The following is a 19592-nucleotide window of genomic DNA, read 5'->3' as shown; positions in this document are numbered from 1 at the left end:
AATGTCAGTTCGGCAATTGTCGCAGAGCGTTAACTGTCGAATACGAGAAGCTCTTTATGAAAAAATTTATAATATTTAGAAGAGAAATTACAATGTGATGCCCACAGATTCACAGAACCCGGAGATCAGCGTCTCAGACCTGCTCCTGTATATCAATTGCCCGCGAAGGGTTTACTTTGTCAGCCGGGGATATGAACTGCTCCCGGAAATTAATGCTTCCCGTCTTGAGAGAATGCTTCTGAAGGAACTCTCCCTGAATTATTCGGAAATTGTGAAAAAGTGTTCGTTAAACGCCGATACCATGTGCAAAGAACTCGAAGCTGCTCTCACTTATGCATGTAAAGACCTCCCGTTAATGTTTCCAAAAGAATTTGAACGCACAGAAAAAGGATTTCTGGAAGAAGGGGACGCGCGGGCAAGAGCTAAAATCCCTGAAATTGCAGCCAACCTTCTCAAAGGGATAGAAGAATTCGGAAATGATGCCATGCTTGCGGCACTTACCCCTGTAAAAACGGAGCCCATTATTTTCTCAAAGCGCCTGAACCTGAAGGGATCACCTTCCAAGATAGTCTGTTTTGAAGGCGCAAATGTCCCCTCAATAATAAGGCCCGGAAGCTGCCCCATTCAGGGCGTATGGGCATCTGACAGAATACACATTGCAGCACTTGCCCTTCTCCTTGAAAGCGAGACCGGAAAAGAAATTCCTTTCGGTTTTGTCGAATACGTAAGTTTCGGGATAATCCGAAAAGTAGTTATCCGGAGTTCGGACCGCAGGGAAGTATTGAAAATATGCAGGCGTGTGGAAAAAATAAAAGCCGGATTGATGCCCGAAAAAACAGAAGAAAAATTCTGTCCGGAATGCACCTTTTCAGAGCACTGTGTTTCGAATTCTTCCCTCATGTCCAAGTTTTTCTAAATCATGAATGGATGGAAAAGGATTGCAGCATAATAAAAAAAGCAAAAACAAAACTGTTGTTCAGTAACAGTTGTAAGGACTTTTTTGAGTGCGACTGAACACAGTTTGTATCTTTATTAACAATAACATTTCTCATTTTTTAGGTGTAAGAAAGAACTTGCGTTGAGTATGAATATATAAGTTTTTTCTCCAGAGTCTCAAACAATTAGTCAATAAAGTAGTAATTTTGAAAAAAATAATCATAAATCCAACATCATTTCTGATTGTTTGATAATCTGGACAGAAAACATATAAGGAGTTAGGTAAGAGGGATTTATGGAGTTCAAATAAACTTTCCAGGTTCAGTCGAACTCCATAAAACATACCCTACGAGGCATAATTAAGTTAGCTTAGCGTATATTTAAGCTTGTCTTATTCTGCCTCCTAGGGAAAAAATAACTAGGAATGTAATATAATGTTCAATAAAAGGTTTGGAATAGGAATATTAATTTTGGTAATACTACTGGTTGGTATGACATTGATACCAGCTGTGAGTGCACAAGAAATCTCAAAGATCAGTAAGAAGCCTTCTGAATTGGAACAAGGGCTAATAGATTCACTGAATTCCAATAAAAAAAACTTATCCACAGAAGATGTGGTTGCGAATTATGTTAAAGCAAACAAAGATAAAATTTCAATAAATGATCTTAAAGAAAATGATACTGCTTCAGATAAAATTAATTTAAGGACTTATCAACTAAGAGATGGATCAAATATAACCTTCACAAATGGAAGCTATTTCTTCATTACTGGCGTAGAGGAAGAAACAAATAATGAAATAACAACTCAAACTGCTACTATAGCGAGTGTTTCGACTACTCCCACCATTAAAGGATATAAGGAACTCTATTCTTGGACTGGTGTTAAAGTCTACACAATTTATACAAAGGGGTATTTTACTTATAATGGTCAGACTGTAGATGCTCATTATATAGATTCATGGTACGTAAGAAATTATGCATTATATTGGTCAGTTAGTAACTGGGAAGAAGGAAGTATCGAATATAGTTCAGGTACTCGCTCAGACATCTACGGTAGAGGAACTTTCCAGTGGGGAATATTTATTGAAGGTACTGGTATAGTTATACGTGAGTTTTATGACAACCTTTACATAAAATGTGATCAAAACGGTAATTATCGGGTTATTTTTGAAGAAACTGCTCCTTAACTATAATGATTGTGAAAAAATAATTTATCAAAGGTAGAAATTTGGTTGCGTTACTATAGAAAGGCAAGGTTAACTCTACAATTCTTTCATAAAACCTCATAATGCTTTCAAAAGCAAAATACTAAAATTGTTGTATGTAAAATTTGATTTTTGCAATTTTTTAGACCCACAAATAGTATTTCAGCCAAAAATATCTACACTTTAATTTTTTTATTTATAGTCATTCTTGTGGAAGAGGGATTAATCTGCGGCTGAAACTAAATTTCTAACCGTAGGAGAACAAAATAAGTTCTAAGTACAATTCATGAGTCAATGTACTTCACATGTTTGGACTAAAATGATAGTAAAAAGGTGTCGAATTATGAGTAAATCAGTTAAATATATTATAGAGCTTGTATTATTATGCATTGTACTTTTTGTTATTCTCCTGGGATTAACATATAGGTGATCATTTGGGACTATTCCTAGTATAGTGCTTAGATTCTAATATATAAGGGGATTATATTAATTATTCAATGAACTACCTTACACCTCGTATAAGTCATCGTCCTAAAGGAGCAATTCCAAAAATTCTCAATGCGAGCAACATAAAACCACATAAGATTAGCTCTTATATTGCTAAAGTTGATCCAGAGTTTGATCAAAAAGCAGTTAGGGATAATCCGAAAAGTAGTTATCCAGAGTTCGGACCGCAGAGAAGTATTGAAAATATGCAGGCGTGTGGAAAAAATAAAAGCCGGATTCATGCCTGAGAAAACGGAAGAAAAATTCTGTAAAGAATGCACCTTTTCAGAACACTGCGTTTCGAATTCTTCTCTTTTGTCCAAATTTTTCTAAACCGGGAATGAATGGAAAAAGATTCAGCACAGTGAAAAAAGGCAAAAATCAGAAGAAAGTGAACTATCAGGGTAATAAAAGGTAGACTTCAAAGGCGCTGAGGGAGTTATGTATAAGAAAATTCCGTAAAAGATAGGCCGAATACAGCCCATTTTTCCGAAAATCAAGGAAAAGACCCTAATATTTTTTGGATCGAAAATCCCATAAAAACGGCAATTGTTGCGAAGAGGCCAAAACGAAATCTACTGCCCTGTAATGAGTTGTAAGAATTTTCCGAATATAACCGAACCTGCGGCTACATCTATTTTTATTATTATCATGAAATTCTCTCACTACCTCGTCTTTCTGCATTTGTAGGACATCCATCACTAATGGTTGACGTTCTTATGATTAGGTTTCCAGTGGAACTAATGTTAGAGCTTCATATGTGAAGGATTCATGATTTAGGGCTCTTCGTGTTTCGAATGGATAACTTGCATTCATCTCCTAAATATTGAAGTGGCATATCTAAAATTTAGAAACATTCGTTGTTGAAAATCACATTCAAGCTTGATGTTTCTTTTTTTGCCTGGCTACTTTCTAACTAAGCAATAATTTTCAACCTACACAAAATAGCGGAGAGCCTGATTTAGCCTCACCGAAACGCGAAACAAAAGGCTGAAATATAGAATTCGAATTTAACTTGTGATAGGAAAATTTATAGTAAGGACAGTGCTCGTGTTATTCTTAAAGGTTGAAAAAAATATTTAGCTATCTTACTAAGTTTCCATCATGGTTTTTTTTAGCTCTGTGTCTCTATTGTTTTTCTTTAAGAGATTTTGGTTCTATAGCTTTTCGGAAGTTTCAGATATCAAAAATACTTTAAAGTCCATTTAATTATTTTCCTCAAGATCCACTTCGATAATTATTGATCGCATTCCAAAATGTATTGAAATTAATTCTAAAAATTAGAATTTTTGACATATTTTAATCTATTATTTTAATTAAAATTAATATATTCGTTAAAAACATCGTTGTTTAGTTTTTAGAATAAAAACTACTTGCAGTAAGTACTGTTATATAAATTTTCTGTCAAAAGTATTTAACAATCAAAGAGAGGGAATAATTGCAGACTTGAAAGGAGCATGAAAAATCATCAGTTTGATGATCTGGCTAGAAAAATTTATAAGGAGTGAACAAAGAGTAATTAAACAGGAGTGAAATTATGAAGAAACTTAAAATAAGTGCATTGTTTATGGCAGTACTTCTTGTAAGTGTTGCTTTTGTTCCGGCTGTGAGTGCACAGGCCGGATCGCAAAATAAAGAGTATGTTGATGCGATAGACATTTCGAACAACATCCCAATTTCTGAAGAGGACCTCAAAAAAGCAATGGAAAAAGTGAGTGAAACATCAAAAAACATGAATGTATTGAAAGAAACCGATAAAGAAAAGATAGTATCTTTCAAAAAAGATGATGGATCAATTGCATACGTGATTTCATGGGCAGATGAAAAGAATCCTAATAGAACAAATTTTGCTTTTGTGGATCAGAGTGAATTAGTATCCAAAAAACTCATATCTACTGCAAGTCTAAATGATAGTTCGGCAGTTGCAACAGTAATTTCTGCCGCTAAGGTAAGTTTTTGGAATGGAAGTTATCTTGAAACATATGGATCTGCAACAACAGGTGGGGTGCATATTCATTTCTCGGCAAAAGATGGGCTCTGGCTTGCTGGTGGTGCTGCAACTGCTGCTGTACTTCTTGGAATAATACTCGATGGACCGTTGCCTTTTGGTGATGCAATAGGCGCTTTGGTGGCTTTTGGAATAGCAACATTTTATTGGGCAGAATCAAATTCTGACAATAGTATAGACGTTAGTATACCTTATGCAAATGCGCTCCAATATCCATTAACAGGCCATGTTAGTATGAAAATTGGTTCACATTGGTACACAATTTAACCAATTTAATTAACCATTTGGCTGATATTATAATCAGCCTGGCTGATATTACAATCAGCCAAATTTAATTTAGAGGGATATTATGGAAAAAAAGAACATGATAACATTGTTAATTCAAGTTATTACTTTAGTAGCAGTAGTTAGACTTACTATACATTATCCAAAATATGATTATATAACTTATTTCTCTATTTGGATTGCGTTCATTTGTGGATATTTATATAAATCGGCTAGTTATTATCGAAAAACTGGAAAATTTAATTGAATACTGTTAGACTTTTTTTAACTCTACCTGTGCGTTTAATTATTTAAAACCCGAACTGAATTAGAAAGTTAACACTGATTATTGTCCAGTCATATTAATGGTTTGAATTTAAGACGTTTTCTCAATCTTGATGCTGAAAAGATGCTGGATTACTACAAAAATCAAAGTAAAGTTGAAAAAGGGTTCAGGTTCATAAAGGACAAAAGTTTCAGGGTTTCGGAGGTTTATTTGAAAAAACCTCAAAGAATTGAAGCTCTATCAATGGTAATGGTATTAACTCTAATGGTTTACCCGGTAGCGGAATGGAAATTAAGAGAAAGGCTAAATGAAACAGGGGAAACAATGCTTGACCAAGTTAAAACAAACTCAAAAGCCCACTTTGAAGTGGGCTTTTATGCTAATGAGAGGGATTACAGAAGTAAAACTGGAAATTGATTCAAAAGTAGTAACTCAAATTGCCAACATGAATGAAGTTAAAGCCAAGATAATAAGGTTGATGGGGAAAAATTGTGAAAAATACTACTTTTGAGTGGAGATCTGCGGAAAGGCAGTTGAATATCGGCTGATTTTTTAATCAGCCTTTTTTATTTGGTGATAACATGGAAAGAAAACAGATATTAAGGATTTTAATTCCAGTTTTCACGGTTATTGCTATGACCGTACTTGCTCAAGTTATATCACAAAAACTCGGAGAAGCAGTATCTAAAAATGGAGTACATGACTATCCATTAATAACAATATCACTGATTGGATTTTTTCTTTTTGGGTTTTTTGCCTACTGGATTCTTGTTAAGTTAGGAATTGACTAGAGAGAATTTCGCTAAGTATCTGTATTTAGTCGGTTGTAATGTCCATACGTATACATATGCAACGCACACGCGTATTATATCGCACACGTATATTGGTTCATGGGAAAAGTATGCTTAGAAAATTTGATCGGAGAAACCTACAAATATAAATAGATTTCAATAAATTTTCTTGCTATTGTTTTTTGAATTTGTTAGAAGCTTTTTAAGATCTTAGTAACCTGGCCTGTAGGGATTTGCAAGGATAGATTGATCTCTCAACCTTGAGCCTATAATTCATCATAAAATATCTTCATACTTGCACTTATTCCTCTAAATATTGTAATTCGAGAATATATCAGTCCAGGATTTATATGGATTAATTTAAATATCGACTTGTAAGACTGTAAAATTTTACTAATCTTCTTTTATATATGTATTTGAATACGAGTTAGGGCAATTTGTTCATATATATTTTCTAGCCAAACCATCAAACAATCAAAAATCAGGGATTAATTTCAGATTCTTTTCGAGTCTGAAAAACAATTGTTCGAGAATTTACACAGAAAACTTATAAGGAGTTAACAAAGAAGAGTATATAGGAGTTTATAGAGTTTAAATATGTTTTCCAAAGCATTTATCGAAGTTAATATTCTACTGGATAAGCGGGTTATTTGTTAGTAATTTTTGTTTATAAATAAGCTTATTAACTATAATTAATAAAAGATTTAAAAAGATAAAGAAATAATTCTATATATACTAATAATATAAAAAATAGCTACAACTTTATATTTGCTTGAAGAAATAAGTTAAAATTTCGGAAACTATGGCAGAACCGGGACATTCAGGATATATTATCTTCTTGAAAATTAACAGTTACCGGTCAACTACCCCTCCCTGCCCGCTGATGCGGTCGAGGAAGGGGCTTGTCTAAAGATAGCCCTTGTTGACCAGATCATCAATTGGAGTAAACAAAATTGGTAAACGATATGCAAGAATCATATAGTTACCTTCGAATGTCGCCTCAGTTTGAAGCTCTAAGGATACAAGTTAAAAGTCCTAAAGGGTTGTGGACAGCGCTTATATCAAAAACCTTGCAATATCTGATCGAGAGGAAGACGGATTCCTGAAATTATTCTATACTTCAGGATACGCATTACCCTACGAAAGTAGGCGGGGAACGGTTATTCCGTTCCCATTACAATTATAAAAATAAAAAAGGTGAAAAAAGGCAGTAAGGGGTGTTGACGGCATTCCTCCCGTTAAATCTTTAGATTTAGCGGGTTTCCTGCCTTCTTTTTATGAATTAAAAAATTACCCATTGAGGGAGGAGTAACGTGATAACAACACCCGTTGAAGGAGGAGTAGCGTGATGCCAACGAAAGGACTCAAATCGATACTCATGCTGGCATTTGTAGCTATAATCCTCTTTGCCTCAGGCTGCACGGAAGAAAACCTGAGTGCAGAAGAGATTGTAACCCAGATGCTGGACAAACAGAACAGCACTGAAGACTATTCGTATACAATGTACATGACCTCCTACGCAGGGGGAAAAACTGCGGAAATCGAATATAAGACCATGTTCAAAAAGCCGAACATGAGTAAAGACATTATAACGGAACCCGGGAAAAAGGATCAGATAATTATTGTTTCGGATGGGGAATTCGCGTGGAGTTACATCCCGGCTACGAATGAAGTCATAAAAATGGAGCTTCCCGATATCCCCGAACCTACGAAAAGCGACTGCATCAATGCTATAGGTGAATTCCTGAATTCTACAAATGTAACACTGCTCAGAGTGGAAAACATAGATGGAAGGACTGCTTACCTGCTGGAGACAAGTTCGAAAGAAAAAGATGGAGCTTATCCGATGATAAACAGGACAAAAATCTGGGTAGATAAAGAAACATGGATGCCTCTGAGGTATGAGATGTATGATGGCGATGGAAATCTGACCGCAAAAATCGAAATTCGGGACCTGAAAGTCAACTCCGGAATTCCTGACTCTGAGTTTAAATTCGAGATTCCGGACGGCGCAGAAGTAAAAACACTGGATATTAAGGAAATCAAATCCTCTGAAAAACTTAAGGAAATCAAATCCTCTGAAAAACCGAGCCCTGAAGAAGCAAGAGAGAAAACCAGTTTTTGAAATCCTCATTCCAGAGTACCTGCCTGAAGGTTATTCATTCGACAATTCAATAATTTACAATAACAGCAAATCTTCTTCAAATACTGAAAATAGCCGAATCAATTTCGGAAATGACATAAAACCGTGATTCTTAGGAAACGAAAATCTGGGAAAGGAAACAGGAAAGGAAAAACAGAGAGACAGGAAGGAAAAACAAAGAGACAAGAAAGGAAAAATAAAGAGACAGAAACTGCAATTTGAATGAAGTGACATAAACAACAAAGGAGGAGAATATTTCTCTTTCTTCTTTGTTTATTTCCGTTATTCTCACCATTTTTTGAATGTGATATCATGAAAACCGGAAATTTATTATTTATAGGGATAGCGGACACAATTTCATAATTTAGTGATTTCTCATTTTTTCCTTCCTTAAATCTTCACTTTTCTCTGCTAACTGGCCAAATAAACTGTAATAATCCTTGAGAAACAATTTCTTTGGCATGAATGCCAAAGAATTCTTTTATTCCTTTAATTTTTCACTTTATTTTTTGCCTAAAATCGATACGCTCCGCTACATAATCCTTAACTCCTATCCCAAAATAGATTACTAAAGCTTAAATGGATTAAATAATCTGAACAATTCCAGAAATGACTTTTGTGGTTTCTTGAGCAAATTTAATCTTCTCATTTGAGTAAGTTTAATCTGGTTCCCAATTCCTTTATCAGTCCTGAACTGCTTCTTGTTATCAGTTTTTAGACTTTTAGAATAATAGCTTTCGATAGGGTTATTTGTCGCTGGCGCTCCTGGAAGATAATGGAACAAAGTAAGATTTAACCAGTGTTTATTGATCATCCATAATCGTTTTTGAATCGTTTGATCGTATGTTCTTATATTTTCCATTAATTTATCGAAGTTATGTTTTGCTTTTTCAAGACTATTAAGTGGAAGATTTTCCTTTTTTCGTCTTCTTTCAAGCTTTAATTTACGTCTAAACTGGTTAAATTCCTTTTTTGCTTTTTTACTCCATTCTTGATGTTTTTCTTCATTATTAATTACGTTGAGTTCTTCAGATTGAAGTTCTTCCAAAAATTTAATTTCATTCTCTCGATTGTAAAATATATTCAATAACCTGTACTTCAATAGTTCCTGTTCAATGGTTGTATTTTTTGGAAAATCACTAACTATAAGCTTGTTTAAGTGCATCAAACAATATTGATGCACTAACTTATCTCCAAAAATTTCCTTTAATATATCAGGGTATCTCTTATCAAAATCCGTAACGATAAACACAGGTTCTGATGCATCAAGATTTTTCCGTAGAAATTCCTTGATTGTTTCTGGACTCTTATCATCAAAAAGGTCATCTGCTATTGTTGTTTGAGTTTTTGCGTCCAGTAAGGTTAAACGGTATTTCTGACAGCGTCCTTCTTTTGGATGTTGTTCGTCATAGTGTACCATATGTATATTTTCTGAAAATGGAACAGTTTCCTGTTCCATTTCTTTGTAGAATGCTCTTAAAATAGTGCTTCTTGATCTTGGATAGATGAAGTCCATTATATCAGAGATTCCTTCATATGAAACGTTATGGTATCTGAGTAACTTGAAGAAATCATTGAATGAATCATAAAGTAAAGCTTTCAGATCTTCCCAAAAGCTATGATCTTCTTCGTGTGTACTACCACAATTTGAGCATTTATATCGACCAATGATGATTTCTCCAAGACCTTGTTTGGTATGGGGATTATAGCCATTATGAACCATTGGAGTACTACAAATAGAACAGGCTGGAGGAATTTTTCTACGAAAAATTCCTTGTGTAGTGTATTCGTAATCGTTTCCAAAACAACCAAAAACGTCTAAAAGAGCAGGGAGCTCCGAAAAGTTATTAAGAGTAAGGTTTATAGTTACCATTATTTGTGCCGTAACATCATTACATAATTATAGAATTATAATTTTGTGTAGTGATGTTACATTTACTTTTATCACTAGATTTTGGAACTGAGTCCTGGAGAGAACAGATGAATGCTAAAGATGGAATATTAGTGCTACATGTTGCCATAGTTTTGTGTTTATTCCTGCCGCCATTAGCAATGGCTTCCACCGAAGAACAGCAAACAAACCAGACTAAAGATGCTGCCCAGTTAGAGATGGAGGCTCTAGAGGCTGAAATGGGTGAGGAAGGAATGAAAAAAGTTGCAGAATACCTGCAGCTGCAAGCCTCTTTGCCGGATGCTGTCAAGGCATCTCCTTATAGCTCGATTGCCTTTGCCGCGACGGATAACGAGAGCAGGGCTGCTTATATGACTGCAATTGACGAATCTGATCTTAAGAAGGAGGATAAAGAGAAATTAAAGGCTGACCTGCAGGATATATGGGAAAGGTATCCTGATGATTTTAAAGTTGAAGACAATGAGCCTTTAAAAGTGATTAATGAAATAATGACAAAAAGATTCATTCAAACTCAAAAATCTGCAAGAGAAGCTTCTACCAAAGAGCAAAATACCACCCCAGTTAAAGATGCTGCCCAGTTAAAAATGGAGGCTCTGGAGGCTGAGCTGGGCGAAGAAGGAATGAAGGAGGTTGCGGATTACCTGGAGCTGCAGGCTTCTTTGCCGGATGTGGTGAAACGTATGCCATATAGAGGGCTTGCTTTTGCTGCTACAGATCCTGAAAGTCAAGATATTACGATGGAATATATTGACAACTTCGATGTTTCTGAGAAGGAAAAAGAGAGGTATAAAGCTCGATTACAGGACATCTGGGACAGGTATCCAGAAAATATCACGGAAGATGACTATGCTTTCATGAGTGAGATAGGTCCAATGGTCGAGAAAGAGTCTTTAAAGAAATATCAGGATCAAAACAATTCAAACAATATTGATTCTGGATCTAATAATGGCAGTAGATCAAATGGCAGTAATTCAGTCGGAAATGAACCGAGCAAAAGTAACTCTGCTCCAGGCTTCGGATTATTGGGAAGTTTGACCTGCCTGTATGGAGGACGGAAACTTAGAAAAAAATAAACAAGACCTGGATTGAACAAGTATGCTACTTTTTCAGTTCAAATACGCAATTCCTGCTACGGCTACAAAATAAACTCGATATTAAGACTTTCTCATAGTAAAAGCCAGAGCTTTTTACAGAAATTTTTGGTCAAGCTTTTTTTTAAAAAGGTTGAGCCAGAGCTTTTTACAGAAATTTTTGGTCAAGCTTTTTTTTAAAAAGGTTGAGCCAGAGCTTTTTACAGAAATTTTTGGTCAAGCTTTTTTTTAAAAAGGTTGAGCCAAAGCCTTTTAAAGGTGAACCTCACTCAATCTGCGTGATATGTCCAGACCAGCATACCTTGGCAAAATGCTCCTGCACTGGTGCGAGGCCTGCAATGTGCCTGTGCTCGGAAAACAGTGCGGGTGCGGCAGAAGAACAAAAAAAGTTGAAGTAACTCCTCCCGGAGATATTCGCCCGGCTTTTGATTATGATATCAAGCGCATAAATTCCGTTTCTGAAAAACAATTTAATGCTACTCTTATCCCCGAAGGTCACCTTGTGGTTCTTAACAAAGCCCCTTATGAAGACCGGATGGATGAAATTATAGTGGACGGGGAAGTCCTTGCATCTATTAGATTTGAAATAGAAAGCTGCGAATGGGTCCTTCTTCCCCGCCTCGAAGGGGCAAGACGGCTTTTTCAGGGCAGGGATAGGAAAGACCTGAAAAAATGGGTCGTTATTGAAGAGGAAATTTTGCCTTTCATCCTTAAAAAAGGGGCAAGTATCCTGGCTCCCGGAGTCCTTGATGCAGACCCTGAGATTAAAAGAGAGGACGAAGTCGTTGTCCTGAACCCTGCCGGAGAAGTGGTCTGCTGCGGAAGAGCCAGGATGGCAGGAAAAGAAATGATAGAGGAAAAGCGCGGGAATGCGGTAAAACCGCGCTGGAGTGCGGAGCCGAAGGCTGCAAAAACCCTTGAGTCGGGACGGAACTGGGACGACGCCGTAAAAGCCAATGAGAAAATTCTGGGCTCCATGGTAGAAAACGCTCATACTTTTATAAGAAATGTTTCAGGAAGTATGGACCTGAAGGTCAGCGTATCTTATTCCGGGGGCAAGGACAGCCTTGCAGTGTTACAGCTTGTGGATGAAACTCTGGAAGATTACGAATTGATGTTTGCAGATACCGGGCTTGAGTTTCCGGAAACCCTTGAAAACGTCAAAAAGGTTGCGGAATATTATGGAAAGTCTCTCAGGACTGCGAGTGCAGGGGATTCTTTCTGGGAGTCCATAAGAGTTTTCGGGCCCCCTACGATGGACACACGCTGGTGCTGCAAGATCTGCAAACTGGGACCCATTACCAGGCTGATTGACGAAAACTATGAGGGGGGCTGCCTGAGCTTTATAGGGCAGCGCCAGTATGAATCTCACGCCCGGTCTATCAGTAAGAAAGTCTGGAAAAACCCCTGGGTAGGAAACCAGGTTGGAGCATCTCCCATACAGGAATGGACAGCTCTGCATGTCTGGCTCTACCTTTTCAGGACAAAAGCTCCCTATAATATGGCATATGAGAAAGGGTATGACCGAATGGGATGCTGGCTTTGCCCTTCTTCGTCCCTATCCGACTTCTTCCAGCTCGAGGAAAGCCACCCCGAACTTGCAAAAAAGCTCAACTCCCATCTTCTGGCTTATGCAGAAAAAATGGGACTTTCCCCTGAATGGGTAAAATACGGCTTATGGCGCTACAAGCGCTACCCGAAAGTATTGCAGGAACTTACGGCTAAAAAAGGAATTTCCCTGCTCCCTACTCAGGAAGTTCCAAAAGAACTCCATCTTGAAGTTGTCACAGGATACAGACCCTGCAAAGCAGGAGGAATTTCTGCGGACGGAAGCTTCGGGCAGGCGATAGATATAGGAACCCTGGAAGAAAGCGGTATGCTTAAACCTGCAGGTAAGGTTTCCTTCATAGAGGGGGCTGCTTCTGTTTCCCTGGGGGAATCCAGAGCCCAGGTCTATGCTTCAGGAAATGTGAACGGGAGAAGTGAGAACGAAAAAACACTGAAAAAACTCATGAGAATGGTTGAGTTCTCGGTAAGAAGAGCCTTTCTCTGCCAGGGGTGCGGGGTCTGTGTAGGGCACTGCGAACACGGCGCAATTGAAATGAAAGAGAAGAGAGCCTGGATAAAAGACAGCTGCACTCACTGTGGAGCCTGTATAGAGGTCTGTCCACTTGTGAAATTTATGTAAGCGTGATCAGGAATCGTAAAACAGGGGCAGGTCTGGAAAAATTAGAAAAAGAAAATAAAGAAAAAGCAGAAAAGTGAATCCTGGAAAAGCAGGGCGGATTGGACTTTTACCAGAGAAGGCGACCTTTCCAGGGCTTCATTTTTTCAGCCTGTAAAAATTCTTATTCGGCGTCAATATTGATTTCAAAACAACTTGCTATCTGGTTACCCCTCCGATATGTGCCTGTTATCTTTTGACTTCCCTGGCAAGTTACCTGAATATCCCATACCCGGTATCCTCCACCACTGGTCTGTTCCTCATCCTCAGGAATAAATCTTTCCCTCATTACCTGCAGCCCGTTACTGGTCGCGATGTCCCAGCTAAATCCGCTAACCGGATTTTCCGGGAACTGGATTGTAAACGGTTTTTTAATCATATTGTCCCTCTCCTAACCGTCCTTATGTAGCCGTCCTTCCTTACCCACTCTACAAATTTTTTCGCCAATTTTAGCGAATTTCAAAGGAAGTGCCGTTTTGAAGAAACCCGCATTCAGAGATAATCTACATAAAAAAATAGCCTGGCTCAAAACGGGGATAGAAATTCAGGTCCTTGAAGCAATTCTGGAATATTAGCCTTATTATTATTACATTTCTTGTATGATAAATTTTATGAAAAAATTTTCCTGCAGGTTAACAAAAAACAGAGAAGATCGGAGTGAATTATTTAAACTGTACGGAGCATAATTATATACAAAAATTAAATATAAATTATGTGAAGAGTTAGAGCCATGCAGAAGGTTGACATAGTACACAGAACTCATTAAGCCCGTTCTCCAGAGTTGTTTCTTATTAAGCAGATTTTCAAGATTTGTTGACATGGTACACAGAACTCATTAAGCCCGTTCTCCAGAGTTGTTTCTTATTAAGCAGATTTTCAAGATTTGTTGACATGGTACACAGAGCTCTTCAAATCCACTCTCAATAAGATAAACATGGTTTCCAGGATAAACATAATTTTTAAGAAAAAAATAATTTCAAAAATAAACTAATTTCAAGACTCAAACATCTTCCTCAGTAATCAAAAAGGCTTTTCTGACCTTTTTTTTTCTGGAGACCTCCCACCCTTACTCCCACTCGCCTGAACTCAGTCCTGTTTTCTGAAAGGAATTCATCCAGAATTTCTCCGGATACCTGAAGGAGGACTTCTTTTGAAGATACCGGGTGGCTCAGTGTACGGCTCTTTGTGTACATCCTGAAATTTGAGTTTATGACCGTAACGGTCACAATCCTGAAGGAGAGTTCCCTTGAATCCAGTTTTTCGATAACATCCCCTGCTAGCCTCTCGATCAGTGAAGAGATCAGCTTTTTATCCAGGCTATCTTCGGGCAGTGTTGCAATCCTCCCGATCTGCTCCGAGCCGTCTCTTTCTTTAAGGGGAGAATCATCAATACCCGAAGCTGCCTGTTTAAGCCAGGTGCCCCTTGATTTTCCGAAGATGGAAATAAGTTTAATAACGTCCCGCTCTGCAAGGTCCTTTACCGTAACTATACCCATTTCCTGCAATTTTCCTGCAGTTACACTCCCGATCCCCCAGAGCTTTGATACGTTTAACGGCCAGAGGAAAGCTTCCAGGTCCTGCGGGCTCACAACAGTTATCCCATCAGGCTTTTTTGCGGAAGAAGCCATTTTGGAAATTAACTTATTCGGACCTATCCCTATGGAGCATGTCAGGTTTTCTTTTTCTTTAATTTCCTTTTTAATCTGCATCCCGATCTCAAAAGCAAGCCTAAAGTCTCCACCTGTCCTTTCTGAGCTCTCAAGGAATGCCTCGTCAACACTTATCTGTTCGAAAGAATCTCCGTTTCCAGGGTCTGCATAGCTGCGAAGGATTTCCATAATCCTATCCGAAACCGAGGTGTAGAAATCTTTTCTGACCGGAAGGAAAACAGCTTCAGGATTGAGTTTCTTAGCCCTTGAGCAGGGCATTCCTGACCTGATTCCAAATTCTCGGGCAACGTAATTGCATGTGCTTACAGACCCGCTCAGTTCGCTCCGCCCTGAGAGCATGCAGACTACAACTGCTTTTTCGCGAAGCTCCGGATTTTCCCGCTCCTCAATTGCTGCAAAAAAATAATCCATATCTATGTGAAGGACGACCCGCTGCATCAAAAGAAAAGATGCTGGGAAGATTTGTATAATTATCTCTCGGAGTATCTGTCATTAAAGCTTAAAGCGAGAAAGGTGAAAGAAAGATAGGAAAATAAAATACTAACTTCAGTCATCTGGCTTTAAACAGAATTAAGTGAAAGACAAGCAGAATCAAAAACATGGCTGATTAATAAGACCTGTTTCAAAAAGGAAAATACAAACCATAACGCATAAAAAAGATAACTTCATTAGCTGTAATACTGTTTTTAAAAAAGGTATATAGAGAAGGTCTCATTAGAGGACGTTTTCAGTTATGAGCAAATCAACCCCCCTAAAAAGTTCAATAATAAAAGCAGATCTTCCGGAGCAGGCTGAAGGCAGGACGGGCCCGGAAACCGGAAAGGATCCGGAAAAGACAGGTAATTCCGAAGGAAGAACCGATACTCCTGTTATTGAAATAAAAGATCTCTGCCACAGATACCCTCACCTGGAGGCAAATGCGCTTGACAGAATAAACCTCAGGATATACAGGGGGGAAAGAGTCGCAGTTCTCGGGGCTAACGGAGCAGGGAAATCCACTTTATTCAAACACCTCAATGGTATCCTGCGCCCTCTTTCCGGAGAAGTCCTGGTAAAGGGGGAAAAAATAACAAAAAAGAATGTCCGGATGTGTAGAGGAACAGTAGGGATAGTTTTTCAGGACCCTGACGACCAGGTGCTTGCCCCAAGTGTTGAAGAAGATGTGGCTTTCGGGCCGATAAATATGGGGCTGTCCAGAGAAGAAGTGAAAATGAGAGTAAAGGAAGCCCTGGAAATGGTAGGGCTTAATGGTTTTGAAGAGAGAGCCCCGCACCACCTGAGCGGCGGACAGAAAAAACTTGTGGCAATCGCAGGAATCCTTGCCATGAGGCCTGAAGTTATTGTTCTGGACGAACCCACCGCAGGACTTGACCCTTTAAGCTCAGCCCGGGTCCTGAAGCTTATTACGAAAATGAACAGGGAGCTGGGGATCACTCTCCTGCTTTCAACCCACGACGTGGATGTTGTTCCTTATTTTGCGGAAAGGGTTTTTGTACTTCACCACGGCAAACTTGAAGCCAGCGGAAGCCCGGAAGAGATCTTCAATGACCCCGCGCTGCTCAGGAAAGCTCATCTGAGGCTTCCCAGGGTTGCAGAAGTTTTTGAGATGCTGAAACAGGAAGGCGTTGACGTTAATATACAGATAACTGCCGAAACTGCCAGGGATGAAATCCTCCGGGTTATAAGATCCGAGAACCGGAAAGCAGAGATGAAATAAAAACAGAATAAAAGTCATAAAAACTATTGCGGGGCTTTTGAGGAGAATCCTGATGGTAACACTTACTGATATCGAGCGTGAGTCGTATAAAGACAGCCCTGTACACAGGCTTGACCCCAGAGTAAAACTGCTCTTTGTGCTTTCTGTGATCCTTTATACTGTTAGCCTGCCCCGAATACATGAAGAAAACATAACCCGCCTTTTTGCGGTCGAGGTCTATCTTCTCCTACTTGTACTTGCTGCCAGACTGGATTTAAGGTACTTTTTCCTGCGTGTTCTTGCAATTTTACCTTTCGGGCTTGCAATTGCCTTGATCCAGCCTTTCCTGAGGCCTTCCTTCATAGAAAATTATACTCCTTACCCTCTTGACCTGCCTTTGGGGCTGAGCATAACATATGAGGGCCTTGCCTTTGGGAGCACGCTGCTTGCAAAATTCCTTGTATGCATAACATCCATTGTCCTTCTGTCCTCCACAACACGGCTGCGAGATATGGTTTCAGCAGCTGACAGGATGGGCATCCCAAGGGAATTCACCCTGCTTCTGAGCATGATGGTGCGTTACCTCTTCCTTTTCTGGGCAGTCCTTAAAAGGATAAGGGTCGCACAGCAGACCAGGCTCTTTGATATATGGAATAAAGATGTGCCCAGGAGGTGGGTACTCGAACAGGTAGGAAACAGCATGAGCTCAATCTTCATACGCTCCTATGAGCAGGGGGAAAGGACCTACATCAGCATGCTTTGCAGGGGCTATGGCAGCGGGCATGAAAAATTGTATTTCAGGACAAAAATAAAAACTCCAGATGTCATTTTTCTGCTCCTTGGTGCGGGCTGCATCTTATGCGTCCATCTTTATATCTGAATAACCTGCGGTTGGTTCTTCTGAGAACTAATAATTAAGGATTTTGACGACGCTGATGCTTTTATCCAGACTTATGACCTTTCCGCTGCCCAGAATGTAATTCTGAATTTCGTTCCTCCTGCTCTCTCAAGCTCGATCTCTCCATCTACCTGGTCAACAAGAGTGTTAACCAGCTGCAGTCCGAGTGATTTAACACTTCCTAATTCTATATTTTCAGAAATTCCTTTTCCATTATCAGAAATCGTCAGGCTGAAAAGGGATTTATGTATTTCGTTATTCTGTTCTTCCCTGAAAAGCTGGATTTGAACTTCCCCATTTTGTTCAGTAAACGCATGTTTGATGGAGTTGGAAACGAGTTCATTAACAATTATTCCTAACGGGACAGCAACATCCATATTAAAGAATGCATTTTCTTCAAGATTCATAAATAGAGAAATATTTTTATTGCTCAGGCTGTAAGTCTGTAAAAGTTTTTCAGCCAGCTTTCGAAGGTATACCGAAAAATTCAGTGTATCGGTTCCCTCTCCCCTGTAGAGTTCTTCATGAATAAGGGACATCGAGATTACCCGGTTCTGACTTTCCCTGAAAGCTTCAAGAATTTCCGGAGCAGTAACTGTCTCTCTATGGTTGAATGTTTCAGCCTGAAGGTCAAGAAGAGAAGAGATAACCTGGAGGTTGTTTTTTATTCTGTGGTGGATTTCTTTTTTCCTGGCGTCCTCAATTTTTACCAGGGTTTCTTTTGCCTTTATTCTCTCGGTAACGTCGGTTATTGTACTCTGGTGATTATCAGGTCTCCCATTTTTGCCTGGAATTTTCTGGTATACTTCATGCACCCATTTTATTTTTCCGTCCTTGCATCTTATTCTGTAGCTAAGTTTTCCAGAATATGGAGAGCGAGCATTTTTGATCTCTCTTTCTTTTTTGAGGAATAACGGGAGGTCCTGCTTCTCAACAATTTTTCTCCACCGCTTTTTAGACATTAATTCTTCTTCACTGTACCCGGTAATCTCTTCTACGTTCCCTTTTACAAACTCCAGGTTGAGGTCCTCGTCTTGCTGAAAAGCAATCCCCGTAAAGTTCTGTATAAAAGAACGGTACCTCTCCTCGCTTAATAAAAGCGAGTCTTCGATCTTAGTACGCTCCGTAATGTCCTGGAGTGTCCCTCTCATTCGGACAGGAGTATTTTTCTCATCAAAAATAACTTCTCCATGGGAATGGACTATGCGCTCTTCTCCATCAGCTGAGATAATCCTGTGGTCATTGTCATAGAGCTGCTCTCCATTCAAAGCTTTTTTAATGGCATTATCCACAAAGTCTCGATCACCGGGATGTATATAATTAAAAAATGAATTGTAAGCTGGTCTGAATTCCTGAGGATCAAGTCCGAAGATAAGATAAAGTTCATCAGACCAGTAGAGTTCGCCAGTTACAATATCCCATTTCCAGCTTCCAATATGAGCCATTTTTTGAGCTTCAGAAAGGTCTATCTCACTTTCTTTCAACCGCTTGTAAGCCTTTTCAAGCTGCACCGTTCGTTCTTGTACTAATTCTTCTAAATGATCGTATGATTCTTTCAATTCAAACTGGCATAAGCGGGCTCCCCAGGGAGTGTCTCCAATAATCTCGATACCAGAACTCCTAATGTTCTTCCCCATTAACATCCCCTCTAACTCAGGACTTAAGCAGCGGCAGGTTTAGAGACATAACTCCAGCGTTATTGTAATATCATCAAATTCTAAAATAATTTTAAGTTTTCAAGAATTCAACTGAATAAGTCTTAAAATGTCAAAATTTATTAATAAATAAAACTTACTCTTACATATAGATATAAAGAGTAACACAATATAAAAAGGTATTGACATTTATTTTTATTAGATGCTTTTTAAAATTTTTATATATTTTCGGTGCAAAGTCAGACTTACTTCTAGAGAAAGAAAACCATGAAATTATTACATTTTTCAGTTAGAATCTGCTGTACTCTGAAATTGTTTCGAAGATTC

General features: G+C 38.6%; 15 protein-coding genes and 1 pseudogene. 12 read left to right on the top strand and 4 right to left on the bottom strand.

Annotation, left to right across the window (positions count from 1 at the left end):
- The first annotated feature begins 97 nt into the window (after positions 1-97).
- The 8 genes and pseudogenes from MSMAS_RS02275 to MSMAS_RS02245 all read left to right on the top strand — a co-directional run bounded on the left by MSMAS_RS02275 (position 98) and on the right by MSMAS_RS02245 (position 8101).
- A complete protein-coding gene (locus MSMAS_RS02275) occupies positions 98-916 on the top strand; it encodes a CRISPR-associated protein Cas4 (RefSeq protein WP_152557980.1) in 819 nt (272 codons plus the stop codon).
- A 454-nt stretch (positions 917-1370) separates the two neighbouring features.
- Complete coding sequence (locus MSMAS_RS02270; RefSeq protein ID WP_011032824.1) at positions 1371-2123, top strand: hypothetical protein; 753 nt, start codon at positions 1371-1373, stop codon at positions 2121-2123.
- A 515-nt stretch (positions 2124-2638) separates the two neighbouring features.
- The gene (locus tag MSMAS_RS19370; RefSeq protein ID WP_011032825.1) at positions 2639-2875 is read left to right on the top strand and encodes a hypothetical protein; all 237 of its coding nucleotides are present in this window, start codon (positions 2639-2641) and stop codon (positions 2873-2875) included.
- Positions 2844-2960: a hypothetical protein gene (locus MSMAS_RS19365; protein ID WP_230625173.1), complete on the top strand. Its 117-nt coding sequence runs from the start codon at positions 2844-2846 to the stop codon at positions 2958-2960. Before MSMAS_RS19370 ends, MSMAS_RS19365 begins: the two co-directional genes overlap by 32 nt.
- Before the next feature lie 1204 nt (positions 2961-4164).
- The gene (locus MSMAS_RS02260) at positions 4165-4902 is read left to right on the top strand and encodes a hypothetical protein (RefSeq protein WP_011032826.1); all 738 of its coding nucleotides are present in this window, start codon (positions 4165-4167) and stop codon (positions 4900-4902) included.
- Positions 4903-5287: 385 nt separating this feature from the next.
- Positions 5288-5696 (top strand): annotated as a pseudogene (locus MSMAS_RS02255) (IS1634 family transposase); the annotation flags it as partial.
- A gap of 70 nt (positions 5697-5766) precedes the next feature.
- Positions 5767-5976 (top strand): hypothetical protein, encoded by a 210-nt coding sequence (locus tag MSMAS_RS02250; protein ID WP_011032829.1) that lies wholly within the window; start codon positions 5767-5769, stop codon positions 5974-5976.
- A gap of 1348 nt (positions 5977-7324) precedes the next feature.
- Positions 7325-8101, top strand: coding sequence for a LolA family protein (locus MSMAS_RS02245; RefSeq protein WP_052273688.1), 777 nt, complete (start codon positions 7325-7327; stop codon positions 8099-8101).
- 586 nt (positions 8102-8687) lie between these two features.
- Here MSMAS_RS02245 and MSMAS_RS02235 read toward each other — a convergent pair.
- The gene (locus MSMAS_RS02235; protein ID WP_011032831.1) at positions 8688-9992 is read right to left on the bottom strand and encodes an ISNCY family transposase; all 1305 of its coding nucleotides are present in this window, start codon (positions 9990-9992) and stop codon (positions 8688-8690) included.
- 53 nt (positions 9993-10045) lie between these two features.
- Here MSMAS_RS02235 and MSMAS_RS02230 point away from each other — a divergent pair, with 53 nt between their 5' ends.
- The gene (locus tag MSMAS_RS02230) at positions 10046-11104 is read left to right on the top strand and encodes a hypothetical protein (protein ID WP_226987688.1); all 1059 of its coding nucleotides are present in this window, start codon (positions 10046-10048) and stop codon (positions 11102-11104) included.
- 301 nt (positions 11105-11405) lie between these two features.
- On the top strand, positions 11406-13310 hold the full coding sequence (locus MSMAS_RS02225) for a phosphoadenosine phosphosulfate reductase domain-containing protein (RefSeq protein ID WP_048037851.1): 1905 nt from the start codon (positions 11406-11408) through the stop codon (positions 13308-13310).
- Positions 13311-13470: 160 nt separating this feature from the next.
- Here the strand turns inward: MSMAS_RS02225 and MSMAS_RS02220 are convergent, their stop codons facing one another.
- Together MSMAS_RS02220 and dinB are read right to left on the bottom strand one after the other, a co-directional pair.
- Positions 13471-13725: a protease inhibitor I42 family protein gene (locus tag MSMAS_RS02220; RefSeq protein WP_015411419.1), complete on the bottom strand. Its 255-nt coding sequence runs from the start codon at positions 13723-13725 to the stop codon at positions 13471-13473.
- Positions 13726-14359: 634 nt separating this feature from the next.
- Positions 14360-15457 carry a DNA polymerase IV gene (gene dinB / locus MSMAS_RS02215; protein WP_080925734.1) on the bottom strand — a complete coding sequence of 366 codons (1098 nt, stop codon included), beginning with the start codon at positions 15455-15457 and terminating at the stop codon, positions 14360-14362.
- A 292-nt stretch (positions 15458-15749) separates the two neighbouring features.
- Here dinB and MSMAS_RS02210 point away from each other — a divergent pair, with 292 nt between their 5' ends.
- Together MSMAS_RS02210 and cbiQ are read left to right on the top strand one after the other, a co-directional pair.
- Positions 15750-16733 (top strand): energy-coupling factor ABC transporter ATP-binding protein, encoded by a 984-nt coding sequence (locus tag MSMAS_RS02210; protein WP_015411421.1) that lies wholly within the window; start codon positions 15750-15752, stop codon positions 16731-16733.
- Between the two features lie 52 nt (positions 16734-16785).
- Positions 16786-17592 carry a cobalt ECF transporter T component CbiQ gene (cbiQ, locus tag MSMAS_RS02205; RefSeq protein ID WP_048046297.1) on the top strand — a complete coding sequence of 269 codons (807 nt, stop codon included), beginning with the start codon at positions 16786-16788 and terminating at the stop codon, positions 17590-17592.
- A 71-nt stretch (positions 17593-17663) separates the two neighbouring features.
- Here the strand turns inward: cbiQ and MSMAS_RS02200 are convergent, their stop codons facing one another.
- Positions 17664-19247 (bottom strand): sensor histidine kinase, encoded by a 1584-nt coding sequence (locus tag MSMAS_RS02200; protein WP_011032839.1) that lies wholly within the window; start codon positions 19245-19247, stop codon positions 17664-17666.
- Positions 19248-19592: the final 345 nt, after the last annotated feature.

Origin of the sequence: Methanosarcina mazei S-6 (assembly GCF_000970205.1) — an archaeon.
GTDB classification, from domain to species: Archaea; Halobacteriota; Methanosarcinia; order Methanosarcinales; family Methanosarcinaceae; genus Methanosarcina; species Methanosarcina mazei.
This window is presented reverse-complemented; position numbering and strand designations above follow the sequence as displayed.